At 59.7% G+C, this 19,343-nt stretch carries 17 protein-coding genes; 5 read left to right on the forward strand and 12 right to left on the reverse strand.

Translation table 11 applies throughout. The annotated features are described in order from the left end of the window. Positions 1-232: 232 nt before the first annotated feature. Positions 233-937 carry a GntR family transcriptional regulator gene (locus DWZ52_RS08020; protein WP_117563729.1) on the reverse strand — a complete coding sequence of 235 codons (705 nt, stop codon included), beginning with the start codon at positions 935-937 and terminating at the stop codon, positions 233-235. A gap of 481 nt (positions 938-1,418) precedes the next feature. On the opposite strand from DWZ52_RS08020, the gene DWZ52_RS08025 reads away from it, so the two are divergent. From DWZ52_RS08025 to DWZ52_RS08040, 4 genes are all read left to right on the forward strand, one after another. Continuing rightward, entirely contained in the window at positions 1,419-4,463 is a 3,045-nt protein-coding gene (locus DWZ52_RS08025; protein WP_118385287.1) for an insulinase family protein, read from the forward strand. Positions 4,464-4,609: 146 nt separating this feature from the next. Continuing rightward, positions 4,610-4,873 (forward strand): type II toxin-antitoxin system HicA family toxin, encoded by a 264-nt coding sequence (locus DWZ52_RS10330; RefSeq protein WP_117629026.1) that lies wholly within the window; start codon positions 4,610-4,612, stop codon positions 4,871-4,873. Further along, positions 4,866-5,195 (forward strand): type II toxin-antitoxin system HicB family antitoxin, encoded by a 330-nt coding sequence (locus DWZ52_RS08035; RefSeq protein WP_117629027.1) that lies wholly within the window; start codon positions 4,866-4,868, stop codon positions 5,193-5,195. Before DWZ52_RS10330 ends, DWZ52_RS08035 begins: the two co-directional genes overlap by 8 nt. Before the next feature lie 128 nt (positions 5,196-5,323). Further along, positions 5,324-5,920, forward strand: coding sequence for a 5-formyltetrahydrofolate cyclo-ligase (locus tag DWZ52_RS08040; protein WP_118385288.1), 597 nt, complete (start codon positions 5,324-5,326; stop codon positions 5,918-5,920). Positions 5,921-6,140: 220 nt separating this feature from the next. On the opposite strand, the gene DWZ52_RS08045 is transcribed toward DWZ52_RS08040, so the two are convergent. Both DWZ52_RS08045 and metA read right to left on the reverse strand, forming a co-directional pair. Further along, positions 6,141-7,103: a hypothetical protein gene (locus DWZ52_RS08045; protein ID WP_118385289.1), complete on the reverse strand. Its 963-nt coding sequence runs from the start codon at positions 7,101-7,103 to the stop codon at positions 6,141-6,143. 438 nt (positions 7,104-7,541) lie between these two features. Beyond that, entirely contained in the window at positions 7,542-8,468 is a 927-nt protein-coding gene (gene metA, locus DWZ52_RS08050; RefSeq protein WP_117629029.1) for a homoserine O-succinyltransferase, read from the reverse strand. 211 nt (positions 8,469-8,679) lie between these two features. Between metA and DWZ52_RS08055 the strand changes: the two genes are divergently transcribed. After that, the gene (locus DWZ52_RS08055; protein ID WP_117765544.1) at positions 8,680-9,657 is read left to right on the forward strand and encodes an L-lactate dehydrogenase; all 978 of its coding nucleotides are present in this window, start codon (positions 8,680-8,682) and stop codon (positions 9,655-9,657) included. Positions 9,658-9,789: 132 nt separating this feature from the next. On the opposite strand, the gene DWZ52_RS08060 is transcribed toward DWZ52_RS08055, so the two are convergent. From DWZ52_RS08060 to DWZ52_RS10150, 9 genes are all read right to left on the reverse strand, one after another. Then, complete coding sequence (locus DWZ52_RS08060; protein WP_118385290.1) at positions 9,790-10,758, reverse strand: SIS domain-containing protein; 969 nt, start codon at positions 10,756-10,758, stop codon at positions 9,790-9,792. 144 nt (positions 10,759-10,902) lie between these two features. Next, the gene (locus tag DWZ52_RS08065) at positions 10,903-11,667 is read right to left on the reverse strand and encodes a GntR family transcriptional regulator (RefSeq protein ID WP_118385291.1); all 765 of its coding nucleotides are present in this window, start codon (positions 11,665-11,667) and stop codon (positions 10,903-10,905) included. A 2-nt stretch (positions 11,668-11,669) separates the two neighbouring features. Beyond that, positions 11,670-13,646, reverse strand: coding sequence for an ATP-dependent DNA helicase RecQ (locus DWZ52_RS08070; RefSeq protein WP_118385292.1), 1,977 nt, complete (start codon positions 13,644-13,646; stop codon positions 11,670-11,672). Positions 13,647-14,052: 406 nt separating this feature from the next. Then, positions 14,053-14,772 (reverse strand): GntR family transcriptional regulator, encoded by a 720-nt coding sequence (locus tag DWZ52_RS08075; protein ID WP_118385293.1) that lies wholly within the window; start codon positions 14,770-14,772, stop codon positions 14,053-14,055. Between the two features lie 104 nt (positions 14,773-14,876). Further along, a complete protein-coding gene (locus tag DWZ52_RS08080) occupies positions 14,877-15,884 on the reverse strand; it encodes a YitT family protein (protein ID WP_118385294.1) in 1,008 nt (335 codons plus the stop codon). A gap of 354 nt (positions 15,885-16,238) precedes the next feature. Further along, a complete protein-coding gene (locus tag DWZ52_RS08085) occupies positions 16,239-16,868 on the reverse strand; it encodes an HAD family phosphatase (RefSeq protein ID WP_158572432.1) in 630 nt (209 codons plus the stop codon). 159 nt (positions 16,869-17,027) lie between these two features. Next, a complete protein-coding gene (locus tag DWZ52_RS08090) occupies positions 17,028-18,011 on the reverse strand; it encodes an SIS domain-containing protein (protein ID WP_233547293.1) in 984 nt (327 codons plus the stop codon). Between the two features lie 299 nt (positions 18,012-18,310). Beyond that, entirely contained in the window at positions 18,311-18,778 is a 468-nt protein-coding gene (locus tag DWZ52_RS10145) for a PTS sugar transporter subunit IIB (protein WP_118385297.1), read from the reverse strand. Next, positions 18,775-19,200 (reverse strand): PTS sugar transporter subunit IIA, encoded by a 426-nt coding sequence (locus DWZ52_RS10150; protein ID WP_158572433.1) that lies wholly within the window; start codon positions 19,198-19,200, stop codon positions 18,775-18,777. Before DWZ52_RS10150 ends, DWZ52_RS10145 begins: the two co-directional genes overlap by 4 nt. Between the last annotated feature and the right edge of the window lie 143 nt (positions 19,201-19,343).

A 19,343-nucleotide genomic window follows, 5' to 3' on the forward strand; every position in this document is an offset into this window, starting at 1 on the left:
GGACCCGTTCAGGCTGTTGCGTTGAGATTGAAAATCAACCAGAGCTTTTCATGCCTTGGGCGAGATAACCATGACTCGCTAGCAATATCTTATTCATAGTTCTCCAATACCAATAGGACGTACTATATTGTCATAACAAAGTATATTAGCAATCTACCCTACGTGGTGTGTCTATTTTCCAAATCCGCGAACGGTAACAATTGGTCGGTAAATCGACCAATCTATCGCTAATTTACAAATAGAACTTCAGTCGCTCGGTGCAGTACACCTGACGGGAGATGAAAAGCGGCTCGCCACTTGGGGCATAACGTCTATCGACAAACAGAAGCAGCGAAGAGTCCAGCTCCACGTTAAGGTATGCCGCCTCGAGCTCGCTCGCATAGCAGACCTCGAGCGTACGCGTGTTGGGACCCATCTTGATCCCCTGGCGATCGAGTACCGCCATCAGCGAATCATCGAGGGACTCATGCTCCAAAAAAGAAAGCGCAGCGGAATAGCTATTGGTTTCCAGCATCGTGGGCTTGCCATCCACAAGGCGCAGACGACGGCTACGCAATACCTTTTGGGTATCGTCTACGCCCAGGAACTTCGCGTCTCGCAGACTTGGGAAGTCCCAGCCCATTTCGAGAACCCTGGTAGACGCCTGTTTGCCCGCAAGCTGGCACGAATGGGTAAAGCTCTCACGGTCGTCCGCGGCATACATCTGCGTGTCCGACGAAACGAACGTGCCCTTGCCGCGGGCCCTCTCAACAAGCCCAGCATCTTCCATTTCTTTAATTGCGGAGCGAACCGTTATTCGGCTCACGCCAAATTGCTCGATAAGCTCCGCCTCGGTCGGAAGCTTATCTCCCGGGCGGTACGTGCCGTTGGCGATTGAATCAGAAAGCGCACGAACAATCTGTTTGTACAGGGGGATAACGCTATTTGCCTCAACCATATCAACCATACCTTTAAAAGGAATCAGCAGCCTATAGATAAATGACTTATATTGTATTAGAACTTTTTAGCACTCCACGCCATTTCCTATAATGTTTTAGCAAACGAGGGGTTATTTTGCGTAAGCGGTGTAGAGTCCATCCATTTCCGCATACAGCTTCAATCTGATGGCGGTATATGCATCCGATAAGCCGATTGATTTTTATCTTATACCTGTCTCACATTCATCCCTCGTCGTAGAGATGAATGTGAGGTGAGAGATACGTACTTGACGCGCGAGCGTGGATATTTGGACGGTTTTTGGGCTTTTGGCGGCCGATTTCGTCCGAAAATCCACGCTCGTGCGGCAGACGTCCGAATTTCCACGCTCGTGTGCCAGAAAATCCACGCTCATCCGGCAGATTGGTCGAAGGCCCCATATGGGTATACTCTCGGAGATTCGACTCGATTCGCCCCCGTTGGGGCGTCAAAGGAGACTGCATATGTCCACTACCTCAACCGACCCGCGCGCCGCTGCCGCCGCGCTGCTGGTGCCCGGAACCACCTGCCACGGCTTTACCGTCGAACGCCGCGAGACCGTGCCCGAGCTCGACGCAGACGCTTACGTGCTGCGCCACACCGCCTCGGGCGCTCGCCTGCTGCACCTAGCGTGCGACGACGAAAACAAGGCCTTTGCCATTGGCTTTAAGACGCCGCCGGCCGATTCCACCGGCGTGTTCCATATTCTTGAGCACTCGGTGCTGTGCGGATCGGCCAAGTTCCCCGTCAAGGAGCCGTTTGTCGATCTGATCAAGAGCTCCATGCAGACGTTCCTCAACGCCATGACCTACCCCGACAAGACCATCTACCCCGTTGCCACCACCAACGAGCAGGACCTGTACAACCTGATGGACGTGTACCTGGACGCGGTGTTCAACCCGGCCATCTATACCAAGCCCACCATTTTTGAGCAGGAGGGCTGGCACTACGAGCTGGACCTGCCGGAGGGCGTCGAGGGCGAGGGCGGCGACAGCTCCGCGAGCCTGCGCGAGGGCACGCTGCACTATAACGGCGTGGTGTTCAACGAGATGAAGGGCGCGCTGTCCGACCCCATGAGCGTGCTGGACGACGCCGTCAACGCCGCGCTCTATCCCGACACCGCCTATGCGCACGAGAGCGGCGGTGACCCGCGCGCGATTCCCGCGCTCACCTACGAGCAGTTCTTGGACACGCACGCGCGCCACTACAATCCTTCCAACTCTTATATAACGCTCTACGGCGACCTAGATGTGGACCGCGCCCTTGCCTTTTTGGACGAGCGCTATCTGTCGCAGTCGAGTGCCGCAAGCCGTCGCATGGACGCCGCCGTTGCCGCCGGCGAGGACCCGTCCGCGCTGGCGCCCAATCCGCTGGACGTGCAGGCGCCTGCGACCTGCGAGTATAAGCGCGTCGAGATGGCCACCACGCCCGAGAACGCCCTGGTGGGCCTGGGCCTGGTACTGGGCAGCGCGCTCGACCGCAAGCGTACGATCGCGGCGGATATCCTGTTCGAGACGCTGCTGGGCTCCAACGAAGCGCCGGTTAAGAAGGCCATTCTGGCCGCCGGCCTGGGCGGCAACGTGGTGAGCTACACCGCGGCCGAGAGCCTGCAGCCCTACGAGCTCATCATGCTGCAAAACGCGCAGCCCGGCGTGGCGCGCGAGCTGCGTCGTGTGTTCCAGAACGCCTGCCGCGACCTGTGCGAACACGGCGTTCCGCGCGAGCGCCTGGAAGCCATTATCAGCAGCAACGAATACGACCTGCGCCAGCGCGACTACGGTATCGCCGACGGCGTGGCCATTGCGTGCGACGCGCTGAGCACCTGGCTCTACGATGACGACGCCGCGACGCTGGCGCTCAAGTACGGCCCGGTGTACGAGGAGCTTCGTAGCGAGCTGGACGGCAGCTATTTTGAGGACCTGCTGCGCGAGCTGGTGCTGGAAAACGACCACATGGCACTGGTCGAGCTGGTGCCGGTGGACGCCGCCGAGGGTTCGGAGGGTGCCGAGGCCGCCGAGCTGGCAGCCAAGCGCGATGCCATGACCGATGCCGAGCTGGCCGACGTGGTCGAGCGCACGGCCGCGCTGCGTGCCGCGCAGGAGGCAGAAGACACGCCCGAGGCCAAGGCCACGCTGCCGCGCCTGCGCGTGTCCGACATTGGCGAGGCGCGCCCCGAGCCGCCGCTGGTCGTAGACACGACCACGCCCATCCCCTGCCTGCGCCACGACATCCCCACCAACCGCCTGGCCTATGCCATGCAGTATTTCGACCTGGGATGCGTCGCGTTTGAGGACCTGCCCTACGTGACGCTGCTCTGCCGCCTGCTCAAACAGCTGCCCACGAGCGAGCACTCGGCCGAGGAGCTCGACAACCTGCTCGCCGGCAAGCTGGGCTTTTTGAGCTTTACGACCGAGGTCATGACGCAGCCCGAAGTGGACGGCGTGCGCCCCTACCTGCTGGTGAGCGCCGGCGCCCTGTCCGAGAAGATCGATGCGCTGGCGAGCCTGCCGCGCGAGGTATGGTCGAGCACGCTTTTGGCAGATGCCGACGCCGACCGCGTGCGCGACGTGCTCACGCAGATTCGCATTGGGCTTGAGCAGGGCTTTATCAACAACGGCCACTCGGCGGCGCTCGGTCGCGCGATGAGCTACAGCTCGCCTTCGGCCGTGGTTCGTGAGCAGCTCTCGGGCGTGGACTTCTACCTGTTCCTGCGCGATTTGCTCGAGCACTTTGACGAGCGCCTGGACGGCCTGCGCGCCAAGCTTGCCGAGCTGGCAGACCGCATCTTTGTGGCCGATGGCTGCATGGCGAGCTTTACCGGCAGCGACGAGGACTTTGACGCGTACTGGGATGCCGCGGGTAACCTGGGGCTTGGCGCGGGCGACGGCGCCGATGCCGGCCGCGACGCGCTCGTGGTGCCGACGCCGTGCAATCGCCACGAGGCTTTTGTCATCCCCAGCGACATCTGCTTTGCGGCAAGCGCGTGCGACCCGCGTCGCCTAGGCATTGACGTGACAGGCGCTTGGGCCGTGGCTGCCAACGCGCTCTCCTACGATTACCTGTGGAACGAGATTCGCGTGAAGGGCGGTGCATACGGCTGCGGATTCCGCGCAGCCGGCGAGCGCCAGACGGCGTTCTACACCTACCGCGACCCGGCAATCGATCCCTCGATTGAGCGCGTGGCGCGCGCGGGCGAATGGCTCGGCAGCTTTGAGCCCGACGGGGCCGCCTTTGAGGGCTTTATCGTGAGCTGCGTGAGCGGCATGGACGCGCCGGTAAAGCCGTACGCGCTCACCAAGCGCCGCAACACGACCTATCTGGCCGGGCTCGATCCGCATGCGCGCGAGGAGCGTCGCGCCCAGATGCTCGCCGCCACGCCCGGTGAGCTGCGCTCGCTCGGCGCCGACGTGACGCGCATTGCGGCCGAGTCGCCCACCTGCGTCTTTGGCGGCCGCGACGTCATCGCCAAGAGCAACGCCGGCTTTAACGTCGTCGACCTGATGGGCTAACCACAGCAAGCAAAACCACTACAAAGGGGACAGGCCCCTTTGTAGTGGTTCGAACACTTGTTCTATACGTACACATGTTCTATAGTATGGGTGATTGCATCGGATCAAAATTGCAACTAGAATATAGTTGCAGAATGTGAGGCGGGATGACTCGAGCCGATAAACTCATCGCCCAACTGTTTAGCTGCCCTTCGACGTATCGGTATGCCGATTTTTTAAAAGTCATGGCCTCATATGGCTTTGAAATGGACAGCAAAGGCAAGACATCCGGATCGCGCATTCGCTTCTACAGGCCCTCAGATGGCAGGATGTTCGTGATGCACGCGCCTCATCCATCTGACGAATTGACAGCGGGGACAATTCGAAACATCGTTCGATTTCTGCAGGATGTCGGAGGCAGTCATGAGTAACGTTTTGGCATACAAGGGCTATTTCGCCCCAGTCGAGTTCGATGCCGAGCAGCATGTACTAACAGGTATGGTCGCCGGCATTAGGGACGCAATTGTATTTGAAGGCTCCAAGGCTGAAGAAGTGGAGCAATGCTTCCACGACGCCGTCGACGATTACCTTGAGTTTTGTGCCGAAAAGGGCAAGGAACCAGAGCGGGCTTTTAAGGGCTCGTTCAATGTGAGAACAGGCTCCGAGCTTCACAAGCAGGCAGCACTGGCGGCGGCAAAGAAGGGCGAGTCACTCAATAAGTTTGTGACCGAAGCAATCGCCGCGGCGTTATAGCGTTAACGCATGGGCCAAAACCACCACAAAGGGGACAGGCACCTTTGTGGTGGTTTCGACATTTGCCCAGATAAAACCTGCCAAAATAAACCTGTCCCTTTTTGGTAGGTTTGGGAGAGGAAGCCGGGATGGACAAGGCTGAGTTGCGGCGGGCGGTGATTGCTCGGCGCGATGCTCTTGATTTGGACTTGCGGGCGGCGAAGTCTGCTGATATCTGTGCGCGGCTGGTTGAGCTGCTGGGCCGCTTGGATGCCGCGGCGCCGCACACCGTTGCCGTCTATGCCGCGATGGGTTCCGAAGTCGACTCAGCCGCGTTTGCCGCAGCTGCCTCCAAACGTGGCTGGCGCGTGGCCTATCCGTGCATGCTCTCGGCAACAGACGCCGCAGCTTGTGGCCAGCGCATGTGTATGCGGGCAGTTGCTGCCGGCGACGCGGACGCGGCTACGTTTATCGCCCACCCCACGCGGGCCTTTGCGGCCACGGACATCGACAGCAGCCGCTTCCCTATCGTGCCTGCCGAAGCTCTCGACATGATCGTCGTGCCGCTCGTAGCATTCGACCGCACCGGCACGCGCCTAGGCTACGGCGGCGGCTGCTATGACCGCTACCTGCCCATGCTCTCGCCCGCATGCCAAATCATCGGCATCGCCTTTGACGAGCAGCGTGTCGACCACGTTCCCACCGATGCCCACGACCTGCCGCTGCCCAACATCATCAGCGCCTAACGGCTGGCACGCTGCACCCCACAAAAATGAGCGTGGAAAATTTCCCACTTTGGGCCTGTTCGGGGGCAAAAAACGGGAGATTATCCACGCTCATTATTCAAACGTCCGATAATCCACGCTCGTGTGTCCGAAAATCCACGCTCAACCAAATCGCGTCTAAATTCCCACGCTCATCCGTCCGGATTTCCACGCTCGTGCAGCCTAACGCCCTGCCACCGCCTCAGCATGCACGCGGCACGCCGGCAACCTTGAGCTTGCGATCGAGCTTTGTCGGGTCCCTTAGATCATCCCAGCACAAGCGCACAATCTTACAGTTATCGAGCAGCGAAAGCCTCGACTCGCGCTGGCGCTCATCAAATTGCGCCTTTGCAAGCTTGCCCTCCTCCGCCGCCTTCTCGCTTTTAACGAATCCGTCGAACTCCCCAATAATCAACCGGTCACCCACGCGCCACAAATAGTCAACGCGATACGGCCGTCCCGGCTCAACCGGGTCGAACAGCTCAATTTGCAGCTCCGGCGTCTGCCAGCCGCGCTCGATCATCAGGGCGCGCGCCTTGGACTCGCCACCGCTTTCCGACAGGCCATCGGCATACCGTGCAACCCTGCGCGCCGTCACAACACCGCGACGATTTAAGCCAAGCTTGTTGACTGCCTCAACGAGATGCTCCTTCGACAACAGCTGCTCATGAAGCGCCGAGTCCGCAATGATCAGTCCCTCGACAAACGATGCATCGACCAGGCAATCCGTAATCGTTTGATCGATATCGGTCACGGCAATGTCCATCTGGGTGGCCCGTGTTTGACGAACATAACGATGGCGAACGACCTGAGAGCCCGGCGTCGTTGATTGTGCCGGTGCCACGGCGATATGGATGTGCGTCAAATTGGCATGCGAAACCGAAAGGCCATAGACAACGGCCGCCGTATAGGAGCAAAACGTCCAGTCGGGGTGCTTTTGCGCAAGCGCCCGCACCCGATGCAGATAACGCTGCCGAAACTTGAGCTCGGACCAGTATTCCGGACGCGCATACAACCCCGGCATGACCACCTTGAGACTTCCCGCCGCCACCCGCCGCTCAATCTGCTTTGCCTCCGCCGTCGTACGCGCGTACACGCAGCTCATCTGCTGCTCGCACGCTTTAATGTGGCCTGTGAGTCTTTGATTCGCCGTCGCGTTTGCCATGTCGCCTCCCAACTCTTGGAACGGCGCCAACGTACCAGACGGTTTCATGCGAAGTCTGACCAAATGCTGTCCAGCAGCTGACCAAATGCTTGACGGTTTTGGACGTTTTAGGTTAATGGCTTATATCTGCAGGTAGAACGGTTGTCGAGAGGTCCCTGTCTCCACATCTTTATGCCTCAAAAGCCGTCGATTTCCTTAAAAGAAAATATGCTGTGGCTCGAAACTACCTAGTTTGCGATGCTGTCCGTAAACACTCGACGCGTGGTGCTGCCGCCTACGACAGCCGCAGAAAAATCGAGCGTGGAAAATCTCCCACTTTGGGCCTGTTCCTCGACCAAAAGTGGGAGATTATCCACGCTCATTCAACATGCGTCCGATTATCCACGCTCGTCGCGTAGCGGCCACGATAACCGCCGCAGCCACAGCCACGACAGCGGCCTAGTGCTCCTCGCCGGCGCGGGCCAGGTCGTAGGGCGTGGTCTGGTAGACGTAGTAGTTGAGCCAGTTGGTGTAGAGCAGCTGAGCCTGGCTGCGCCAGACGTTGCGCGGCTCGGCGGTGGGATCGTCGCCCGGGAAGTAATGCGCCGGCACCTGAGGGTTGAGCCCGCGCTTCACGTCGCGCTCGTACTCCAGGCGCAGCGTGTCGGTATCGTACTCGGGATGGCCAAAGACAAAAAAGCGGCGGCTGTCGGTCGACTTGACGATATACAGGCCTACCTCGTCGGACACGGCCACGACTTCAAGCTGCGGCTCGGCCTCCACGTCCTCGCGGCGCACATCGGTGTTGCGCGAATGCACGGCATAGAAGCGGTCGTCAAAGCCGCGGACCAGCGGGCTTTGCGGCTTCACCAGATAATGCTCAAATACGCCGCTCGCCTTTGCCGGCAGGTCGTACTTCTGGATACCGTAATGATGGTAGAGCCCCGCCTGCGCGCCCCAACAAATGTGCAGCGTGGAGTGCACGTGCGTGGTGGACCAATCCATGATCTGGCAGAGCTCGGGCCAGTAGTCGACCTCCTCGAACGGCATCTGCTCCACCGGCGCGCCCGTGATGATCAGGCCGTCGTAGTGGATGTCGCGGATGTCGTCGAACGTGCGGTAGAACGTCTCCAGGTGGCCGGCGCTCACGTGCGTGGCCTCGTGCGTCTTGGTGCGCAGCAGGTCCACCTCCACCTGCAACGGCGTGTTGGAGAGTTTGCGCATAATCTGCGTCTCGGTGGCGATCTTGGTGGGCATGAGGTTGAGGATGAGCACACGCAGCGGACGGATGTCCTGGTGCAGCGCGCGGTACTCGGTCATGACAAAGATGTTCTCGCTCTCGAGCTGCGCGGCGGCAGGGAGGGCGTCGGGGATGCGAATGGGCATGGATGCTCCTTACGAGTCAGTTGCAGCTATGGTACAACGAGCGGCCCCATCCGCGCGAGCACATCGCCCGGCGATGTCGCCAGCGGCCCAAATCACTCCAAAAGTAGAGATTAAAGCATGTCCCAAAAATCTACTTCGCTTTAGCTTAGCAAAGTGACAGCAGGACGCTACAATGGTTCGATGCGAGAAACTCGGCCGAAAGGATACATATATGTACCAGACGCGTAAGATCGGTGTGGTCGGCCAGGGCCACGTAGGAGCACATGTCGCCAACAGCCTGCTCATGCAGGGCATTGCCGATGAGCTGTACCTGTGCGATATCAACGAGACCAAGGTGACATCCGAGGTCCAGGACCTGCGCGACTCCCTTTCGTTTGTCCCGTACAACACCAAGATCGTCAACTGCTACGACCACTACGAGGAGCTGGCCTGCTGCGACGTCATCGTCAACGCTGCCGGCAAGGTCGCGCTGGCCGCCGGCAACCGCGACGGTGAGCTGTTCTTTACCACCGACGCCGCCCGCACCTTTGCCAAGCGCATCGTCGACGCCGGCTTTGACGGCATCTTCGTGAGCATCTCCAACCCCTGCGACGTCGTGTGCACCGAGCTGTGGCACCTGACCGGCTACGATCCCAAGAAGATCATCGGCTCGGGCTGCGGTCTGGACTCCGCCCGCCTGCGCACCGAGATCTCCAAGAAGGTCGGTGTGAGCCCCAAGTCCATCGACGCCTACATGATCGGCGAGCATGGCTTTAGCCAGCTGGCCGCCTTTAAGGCCGCAACCATCGCCGGCAAGAGCCTCAACGAGCTTCAGGCCGAAAACCCCGACAAGTACGCCTTTGACCACATGGAGGTCGAGGAGCTCGCGCGCAAGGGCGGCTATGTGACCTACCAGGGCAAGCAGTGCACCGAGTACGCCGTCGCCAACTCCGCTGCGCGTGTCTGCGCCGCCGTGCTGCACAACGAGCACGCCGTGCTTTCGGCCTCTACGCTCATGACTGGCCAGTATGGCGAAGAGGGCATCTTTACCTCCCTGCCGTGCGTGATCGGCGCCGAGGGCGTCGAGGAGGTCTACACGCTCGACCTTTCCGAGCACGAGCTCGAGGGCTTCCACAAGAGCTGCCAGCACATCCGCGACAACATCGCCCAGCTCGACTGGTGGGACGCCGAGGCGTACGACGCAAAGTAGGCCGCTGGCTACCGCAACCTTGCGAATCTAAGCGCGATACTAAGCGGGCCGCGCCGGAAATCCCCGGCGCGGCCCACTTTTTTGACTCACGCAGCGCCCTTGCGAATCGAAGGTGAATGGTTTTCCCGTTACTTAGTACTGCTCGATGCCCATGTAGCGACGAACCTCGGGGCTGTGGTCGAACACCTTGCCGCGGGCGACGCGCAGCTCGCAGCTCATGTTGTAGAAGAAGATCGGCTCCAGGTACGAACGCACGCTGGCAGGCACGTCGCCCACGCCGTACTCGAGTGCGTCGAGCACCATGACCGTATCGGTGTGCGTGTTGAGGAACGCCAGCGCGCGCTCCTCCATGGGGCGGCACTCGCCCGATCCGAGCTGTACAAAGTAGAACACGCCGGGCTCGGTAGCCTCGAACGGGCCGTGGAAGTACTCGCCGGAGTGGATGTAGCAGCAGTGCTGCCACTGCATCTCCATGAGCGAGCAGATGGCCATGGCGTAGGTCTGGCTAAAGTTGGAGCCGGATCCCAGGATGTAGAAGAACTCGTGCTGCTGGCAGAGCTCGGCAAAGCGATCGCCCAGCTCGGCGTTGACCTTCTCGCGGGCAGCGGGCAGCAGCGCATCCATCTGCTTAAGGCCGGCGTACATGTCGGCAAGCGCCTCGTAACCCTCCTGCTGGTGGAGCAGTTCGGCGGCGATCAGAGCGCCGATGCCCTGCGGCACCTCGGCCTGCGACACGCCCTCGCCCCAAGGGTAGACCCAGGTGGTCCACTTGCCGTTATCAATCTTGGAGCCCTCGCAGTCGGTCATGGCCACGACCTCGGCACCGGCTGCCAGCGCCATCTCGCAACCGTCGACGACCTCCTGCGTATTGCCGCTGTGGCTGCAGGCGATGACGAGTGACTTCTCGCCAAGACTCTTGGGGGCCATCAGGCAAAACTCGCGCGCCGTGTAAACCGTCGAGGTAAACGTGGTCGCCTCGCGCTTGAGCAGCTCGTTGGCCGGCATCAGGTCGATCATCGAACCGCCGCAGGCAATCCAAAAAACGTTCTCAATCTTGCCCTTGCGCTCGATAATTTCCTGAACCAGATCATGTGCGTTCATCCTGATGTTCCTCCTTGTGGGGCGGCTTTGAGCGACGACAGCTCGTACCTGCGGTCGTTCTATGTTGTCCTATTTATAGCACGCAAGCTGTCGCAGGTGAAGTCATTGCGGCAAATTTGTTCCATATTGTTCTATTCGTGGATGTTAGATGTCGAACACGTAGCGCGAGCCCACGATCTTTTGGCGCCCGAGCAGCAGGGGGCGCTCGTCTGCATCGGTAAAATACGCCTCCATATAAAAGAGCGGCTCGCCGACCGGCACCTCCAGCAGCGGGGCCACCTGGGCATCGGCAAGCGCGATCTCCACGGTACAGGGGTCGGACTTGAGCGGCGCGCGGCCCGAGTGGTCGGCAACGAGCGCAAAGATCGAGTTATCGGTGAGGTCCTCGGCGGCCAGCGTCTGCAGGTAGGGATGGTCGGCGAGCACAAAGGCGTTGTTCTCGAGCATGACGGGGATGCCGTCGGCCGTGCGCACGCGCTCGACCACGATGAGCTCGCAGCCGGGCTCCACGCCAAAAAACGCCGCGTCCTCGCGCGTCGCCGCAACCACCGTGCGCGACACCAGGCGCGCTCCGGCCACCATGTCGTTGGCGGCGCAACCCTCGGAAAAGCTCTGAACGTCGCCCTTCTGGCGAATCTTGCGCTTGAGCTTGGGAGCGCACACAAAGGTGCCCCTCCCCTGCTGGCGGTTGAGATAGCCCGCACGCGACAGCTCCTCGATGGCGCGGCGCACGGTGACGCGACCCACGCCGTAGGACTTCGCGAGCTCCATCTCGGAAGGAATGCACGAGCCGGCTGTGTACACGCCGCGCGCGATCTCGCCCTTTAGGTCGTCCATAACCTGCTGGTACAGAGGCACGGCGGAAACCTCGGCGCGCTCAGAACGTTCGGTCTTGTTATCGGTTGCCATCGTTACGCTCCATCCCGCGCATGCTCGGACTCAAACTCTTCAATCGCCGCCATAAACTGCTCGCCAAAGGCGTCGGCCTTTTTCTCGCCAATGCCGTTGACCTGGATCAGCTCGTCGCGTGTCTGCGGGCGCAGGCGGCACAGGCCGCGCAGGGCCTTGTCGGAAAAGACCATGTACGGCGCCATCTCCAGCTCGGTCGAAATCTCCTTGCGGAGGGCACGCAGGCGCTCGAACAGCTCGGCGTCGTCGCCCACGCGCGGGCGCTGATCCAGCTCGGCCTCCTCGCGCAGCAGATCCACCGCACGGCGGGCGCGGGCCGAGGCCTTGCGCTTGGACGCGCGACGCTTAACGGTAAAGGCAAACGCCTCATCCTCGACCTCGGTGGCACGCGGGCCCAGCCCCACGACCGGGTACTGCCCCTGCGAGGTGGCCAAATAACCGCGGCCGCACAGTTGGCCGATGATGTCCTTGATGCGCCCGACCGATTCGCTCGACAGCTCACCGTAGCCGCGGTCCTCGTCCAGATGCATCTGGCGAATGCGCTCGGTATTGCCGCCGTGAAGCACATCGGTGATCAGCGACTTGCCAAAGCGCATGGGACGCGTGGCCACATAGCGCACAGCGGCGCGGGCCATATCGGTGACATCCTCGACCTCGAACTGCGTGAGACAGTTGCTGCAGTTGCCGCAGCCCTCGGCGTCGTCTGCCGTGCCGCCCGCGGCGGCTGCCGCATGCTCGGCCGCGGCCTCGTCGCCAAAGTAGCGCAGCATGTATTCGCGCAGGCAGCCGGTGGTATTGCAGTAGCCCTCCATCTGGCTGAGCAGACGATATCGATTCTGGAGCGCCCACGCGCGCTGCTCGTCGTCGAGCGCCTCATCGGCAGCATCGCCGCGATCGATCAGAAAGCGGCGCATGCGAAAATCGTTGCCGTTCCACAGCAAGTGGCAGCTGGCCGGGTCGCCGTCGCGACCGGCGCGGCCCGCCTCCTGGTAGTAGGCCTCGATGCTCTCGGGCACGTTGTTGTGGATCACGTAGCGCACGTTGGGCTTATCGATGCCCATGCCAAAGGCGTTGGTGGCAACCATCACCTGAATATCGTCGTCGATAAAGGCGCGCTGGCTTTGGCGGCGGGCCTCGTTGCCCATGCCGGCATGGTAGCGGCCAACGCGAATGCCGCTGGGGCCCAGCGCCTCGGCAAGCTCGCCTGCCAGCGCATCGACCGTCTTGCGGGTCGAGCAATACACGATGCCGCTCTCGCCCGAATGCGCGATCACATAGTCGCGCACCCACGCGGCCTTGGCCTTGTCGCCCATCTCCTCGCAGCCAAAGTAGAGGTTCTTGCGATCGAAGCCCGTCACCACCGTCGCGGGGTTTTGCAGGCCGAGCATCTGCTGAATGTCCGCGCGCACACGCTCGGTCGCCGTAGCGGTAAAGGCCGCCACGATGGGGCGCTGCGGCAGGGAATCGATGAACTCGCGAATCTGCAGGTAGGCGGGGCGGAAATCCTGGCCCCATTGGCTCACGCAGTGGGCCTCGTCAATGGCCACGAGTGGCACGCCAATGCCGCCGCCTGCCGCAGCCTCCTGCGCAAAGGCCAAAAAGCGCGGCTCGAGCAGGCGCTCGGGCGCCACGTACATAAGCTGGTAGCGGCCCTCGCGCGCCCGCTTGAGCACGGTGTTTTGCTGGGCCGGAGTAAGGCTGGAGTTGAGATAGCTGGGTCGCGCACCCGCCGCGAGCAACGCACGGGTCTGGTCCTCCATAAGCGACAGCAGCGGACTCACCACAAAGGTGATGCCGGGCAGCATGAGCGCGGGCACCTGGTAGCAAATGGACTTGCCGGCGCCCGTGGGCATAACACCCAGCGCATCGCGACCGGCAAGGATCGCATCGACCATGCGGTCCTGTCCCGGGCGAAACGAGGTGTAGCCAAAATAGGCGCCGAGCGTGTCGAGCGCCATCTGCTGCATGTTATCGGTCATGGTTTCCTAACGTCCAAGTCATCTGCCGCCGATTATACGCCGCCACGCGGACCAGCGTTGCACGGCTGCCGGCCACGGACAATGTGGTCCAAAGGGAACGAGCGTGGATTTTCGGACACTTTCCGGATGAACGTGGATAATCTCCCACTTTAAGCCCGTCACCAAGCAAAAAACGGGAGATTATCCACGCTCATTCTGCGAGTAGTCGTTGAGAACGCTCTTGACAAGCGCGGAAATGTCGCTGGTTGAGCATAAGTCAGCGAAAACGCCCCTAAGCGAGCAAGGTGACGTGAAAGAGGAGGGAAGCGTACTTCGGTACGCGACCGACGATTGAACGTCAGATTGCCGCTTAGGGGCGTTTGCAGCGTCGACCGGTCCGCCGTTCGTTAGAACGGCGGAACCAACCCTACAGGACCATGACGTAGCGACTGCCCACGTAGTACTGTTTGCCGAGCAAGACCGGCTCGCCATTGGGACCGATAAAGCCGGCGCGCAGGTTGAGCAGCGGATCGTGCGGAGCGATGCCCAGCTCGGCCGCCTGCTCAGCGCTGGCGCGAACGGCCTCGACCGTACGGTAGCCAGCCGAGACAATCGGGGTTCCGCCAACACGCCCGACCTCGGCAAAAATCGACTTGTCCTCAAGGTCGGCTGTCAACAGTTCACGGTAGGCGTCAAACGGCACAAAGACGTTCTCCTCAAAGATGGGCTCGCCGTCGGCCGTGCGCACGCGCTTGATATGCAGCAGCAGCGCGCCCTTCTGCAGGCCAAAGAACTCCATCTCGTTTTGGCGCGCCGGAACAATCTGGCGATCGACCACATGTGCACCGGCCTTCATGCCATTGTCGGCACACAGCGCGGTAAACGTCTGCAGCGTCGAGGCGTGGAACTGACGGTTGATGTGCGGCGTGGAAACAAAGGTGCCACGGCCCTGCTGCTTAACCAGGTAGCCATCGGAGCACAGCTCCTCGACGGCGCGGCGCACCGTAATGCGGCTCACCTCGTACTGCTCAGCAAGCTCAAGCTCGGACGGGATGCGCTCCTTAGGTGCATAAACACCTTTCTCGATCGCATCCTTGATTTCGTCGTAAATCTGTTGGTAAAGCGGTGCATTTTTGGGCGGAAGCATATCTGATCACTCTTATCAAAATATCGAAATAACTAATACGTATATAACGTCTTTTTATATGTTACCTTAGTTTGATAAAACGATACACCGCATACAGCAAATCTTTACTTGCCGTCGTCCTGCTGCAGGCTGTCCTGCTCGCTGAGGCGCGCCTGCCTGCTGGCCATGCGTGCGGGCTTGTCGGGATCGGGAACGGCCGTGGGCATGGGCTCGTCGACATGACCGCCCCACCAGCCGCCCACAAAGTTGAGCGTGTGGAACACATTGATCACGGCGCCGGGGTCAACATCGCACACCAGCTTGATAATGTCCTGGCTCTCGTAGGTCGAGACAACGGTGTGCAGCAAGTACATCTTCTCGCGGCTATATCCGCCGATGACCTCGGCGCAGCTAATGCCATGCTGAAAATGGTCAACATAGGCGGTCATGACCTCGTCTGCCTTGCGCGTCGTGATCTGCAGCGTCACACGGTCGTAGCGGCGGTAGAAGCTGTCGATGGTCTTGGTCGAAATAAACTGGAACACGATGGAGTACGCCGCGTTATCCCAGCCAAACATAAAGCCAAAGATCGCCAGGATAAAGCAGTTAAAACCAAAGATGACGCCCCAGATGGTCTTGCCCGTGTGGTTGGAGACCCACAGCGCGATGAAGTCGGTGCCGCCGGTGGATGCGCCGGATTTAAGCGCGATGGCAGCGCCCAGGCCCGAGACCACACCGCCAAAAATGATGAGCATGATCTTGTCGCCCAAAAACGGCGCGAAGTGAAAGATATTGAGGAACAGCGACGAGAGCATGACCTGCATCATCGAGAAGATGACGAAGCGCTTGCTAATGCCGCTCCAGCATAGGAGCGCCACGGGGATATTGAGCGCGAGCATACCGAGCGAGATGTCGATGTGAACACCGCCCAGCGAGGTAACGCGATCGAGCAGGACCGCAACGCCGGTGAGGCCGCTCGGAAGCAGGTCGGCGGGCTGAATGAACGCCTGGATCAGGAATGTCTGGAGAACGGCGGAAATCGTGACCGCCACGGCAGTAATGGCGCGGCGGACGATGGTGAGGCGGCCGAGCACGAGCACTCGGTCCGTGAGCTGATCGATGGCGTTCGCCACGCAGGCTCCTTTCGAAGGCAGATGTAGTTGTGGGGTATGTCCGCGATTGTAGCATGGAGCGCGCGGGGGCGCTTCAATTCACCCTCTCTCGACAACCAAAGCGGGACCAGCAACCCCACGACCAAAGGCCCAAATTACAAGTGAGTAGACTTTACGCGACCTGCAGAGCACACCCAAAACCGCCACCCCTGTGACCTGCGGTTTTACTAGAGCAGATGCGCTTTGTGCTCGTCCTGCACCAAAAAGTCTACTCACTTAGTCCGAATCGAAGCCAAACGGATCCAAATAGATGACAAATTAAGCCAATCCGCAGCAAAAGACGCGTGAATCAGTGCTTCTCGCGGCGGATTGACACTACAAAGCGGCCAAAATGTCGGTCAGATTATCGATAACGGCATCGGCTCGCGATTGATCGAGGTTGACGCCCTCGTGCGGACGCAGCGCCAGGACGCGGGCGCCGGAGCGCTTGCCGGCCTCGATGCCCAAAGGCGAGTCCTCGATAACCAGGCACTCGGAAGGCTCAACCCCCAGTGCTTCCATGGCACGCAGGTAGATCTCGGGGTCGGGCTTAAACGCACTGCACTCGTGACCGCTGATGGTGTAGTCCAGCACGTCGGCGATACCGGCAATCTCCACCAGCTCGTCAATGAGCTCGCGATAGGACGAGCTCGCGATGGCACACTTCACGCCGCGCTTGTGCAGCTCACGCATCACCGGCTCCGTCTGCTCGTTGAGTAGCTCGGCATACGGAACGGGATGAGCGGGGCAATATCTTTTTTTATATTCCGTGAGCAATTCCTCGCGTAACGTGAGATTGCCAGGAACTAGAGCTTCCCAGATTGCCGGTTCATTAGACCCCGAAAGATCTGGAATTCTATCGTACGTAATGCCATGCTCCTCCATAAACGCCACGCGGCGGCGGTTGTAGAACCACTCGGTATCGACCAGCACGCCGTCCATGTCAAACAGCACTGCCTTGATCATACGCATCTCCTCCCACCTGCCAAAAAGGGACAGGTTTATTTTGGTAGGTTTTATCTGGGATTTGCGACGCGACAGACACGCCCTCCCCAGAACAAAAAAGGGGACGGGGCGCAAACCCCATCCCCTCTCAATCAACCGGTAAGGTCTACTTACTTGTGATTAGTAGGAAAGCTTCCACATGTAGCGACGCATGGTCAGCGGGTGCTGACGGGCCTCGGCGATCTGGTTGCCGTACTCGCGCATAACGGCGAGGTGCAGCAGCGGGTTGAAGTAGGTGACGACGCTCGCGGGCACGGCGTCGGCCAGGCCGTAGTCCTTGGAGTCGATCAGAGCGACCTTGGCGCCCATGCGCTCAAGGAAGGTGAGGGCGCGGGCGTCCATCGGACGGGTGGCGCCATCGGACATGAGGAAGACGTAGGGCTTACCCTCGGTGGAAACCTCGAACGGGCCGTGGAAGTACTCGCCGGTGTTGTAGGCGGCGGCGTCGATCCACTGCATCTCGGTGAACAGGAAGGCGGCGTTAGAATAAGCCATCTTCTCGGAGGCACCAGAAGCCATGAAGTAGATCATCTTGTCGTCCTTGAAGTCCTCGGCGAACTTCTTGGCGAGCTTCTTGCAGTGCTGAGCGGCGTTCTCGCAGAGCTCGAAGACGTTGGTGAGGCCGGTGATCATGTCCTCGTAGTGGTCATAGCCCTCGGTCTGCTGAAGGATCTCGAGAGCAAGAGCGATGGCATAGCCGGGCTTCTCGCACTTGGCAGCGTAGTTGGCGTGGAAGCCGTGAACGATAACGTGGTCGGCGTCGACGGTCAGAGCGGAGCCAGGCTTGTTGGTGAGGGAGACGACCGGGCAGTTGTGCTTCTTGGCGGTCTTGTTGGCCTCGACGGTCTCGGGCGTGGAGCCACCGAGGGAGCAGGTGATCACGAAGGTGTGCTCGTTGACCCAGGAGGGCGTGTCGTAGTTGAACTCGTTGGCGGTAAAGATCTGAACGTTCAGCTTGTCCGTGTTGTTGGCCAGGAAGTACTTGGCGGGGTAAAGGTCGGACATGGAGGCACCGCAGCCGACGAAGGCGACGCTGTGGATCTCGTGGTTGGACAGGACGTCAGCGACGATCTGCTTAGGGAGGTTAAGGTCGATCTCGTACATCTGACACATTCCTTTCGATTTTTGCGGCGCCACATTGCCGGGCGCTCGCAGGGTTACCGTGGTTTGGACCGAGTCGCCGGCCCGTTAAGGATGCGACAAAGGGACTGTCCCATTGTCGCATTTTAGGGATGGAAGCCTGCCTGGGGTATGGGATGCCAGGCAGGCCCCCCGGGGAAAGCGGTTAGACGCTTGGTCGCGACTAGGCCAGGATGCCGGCCGCGGAGAGGGCGATGCCGTCTACGATGGCGGTTACGAATTTATCCATCGTTCGCGTCGGGTGTTGCGCTACTCAGCAAACACTAGACAGACGTAATTGGATCCTTCGGGAATGACGGAGTCTGCTGGCTGTAAAGCTTAATCCCCATCCCAAGCAGCTCGCGCGTATCGTTGATTTCCGAATCGTCCAGGAAAACGCTTTGGTCAATCTGCTTCGAACCCTCTTTGTTAAAGGTCGCGCCGTACTGCACTTCAGTAATTGCACCAGTCGCACTGCAAACATCAACTAAGGCCCTAGTTGTACCGAATACCATCATGATGTTTTCTTTTAGCTCAAGAATCTTAGGCATCTTTGCAATGGTTTTCTCCGTTGTAAAGATATTGAGCCTGATCCCCGCAGGTTTTGCCAACTTTAATGCAGCAGACCTCATCTCGTCATTGGCCGCAGCGTCGTCAACGACAATAATTCGTTGTGCGCTGATTTGATTTACCCATGCTGCCAGAACCTGTCCATGAACCAAGCGGTAATCCAAACGAACAAGCTTAATCATAGGTCGTCCTCCTCATCTTCCTGTGCCTTCTGAGCCAAAAGGGCAGCTACATCCTGAATACCCGCCCTGCTCTGAGCAATTATTTCATCAAGCCGCGATTGCGGAAGCGGATCGCTCGACAATGCTATCTCGAGAATCAGAGGGAAGTTCATCCCAGCGATCACACTTACTGAAGCCCTCTTTGACAAGACAGATACCATTGAGTTATTTACGCTGCTGCCCATCATATCCGTCAAAATGTAAACCTTATCGGACGCATCAAAAGAATCGATTAAGGCAATTGTGCGCTCGTCAATTTGGTCCTTATCATCTCTTTTCAATGAAATGACATGGACACGTGATACATCTCCGATAATCATTTCAAGTGTATCGCGGGCTCCAGCGGCAAGCCCACCATGCGATGCAAGAATTATCTGATTCATCATTACCTCCTATCGGTTGTCTACATCATAGACGTTATATACGTGTATGTCCAGATAATATATTTCTTTCCGTTTGCCGGCTATTTGCTACCGTTCACGGCGAACAGACAAGCAAACTGGCATGGGGCACTTCCTTGGCTATA

Origin of the sequence: Collinsella sp. AF33-16 (assembly GCF_003475325.1) — a bacterium.
Classification (GTDB): domain Bacteria; phylum Actinomycetota; class Coriobacteriia; order Coriobacteriales; family Coriobacteriaceae; genus Collinsella.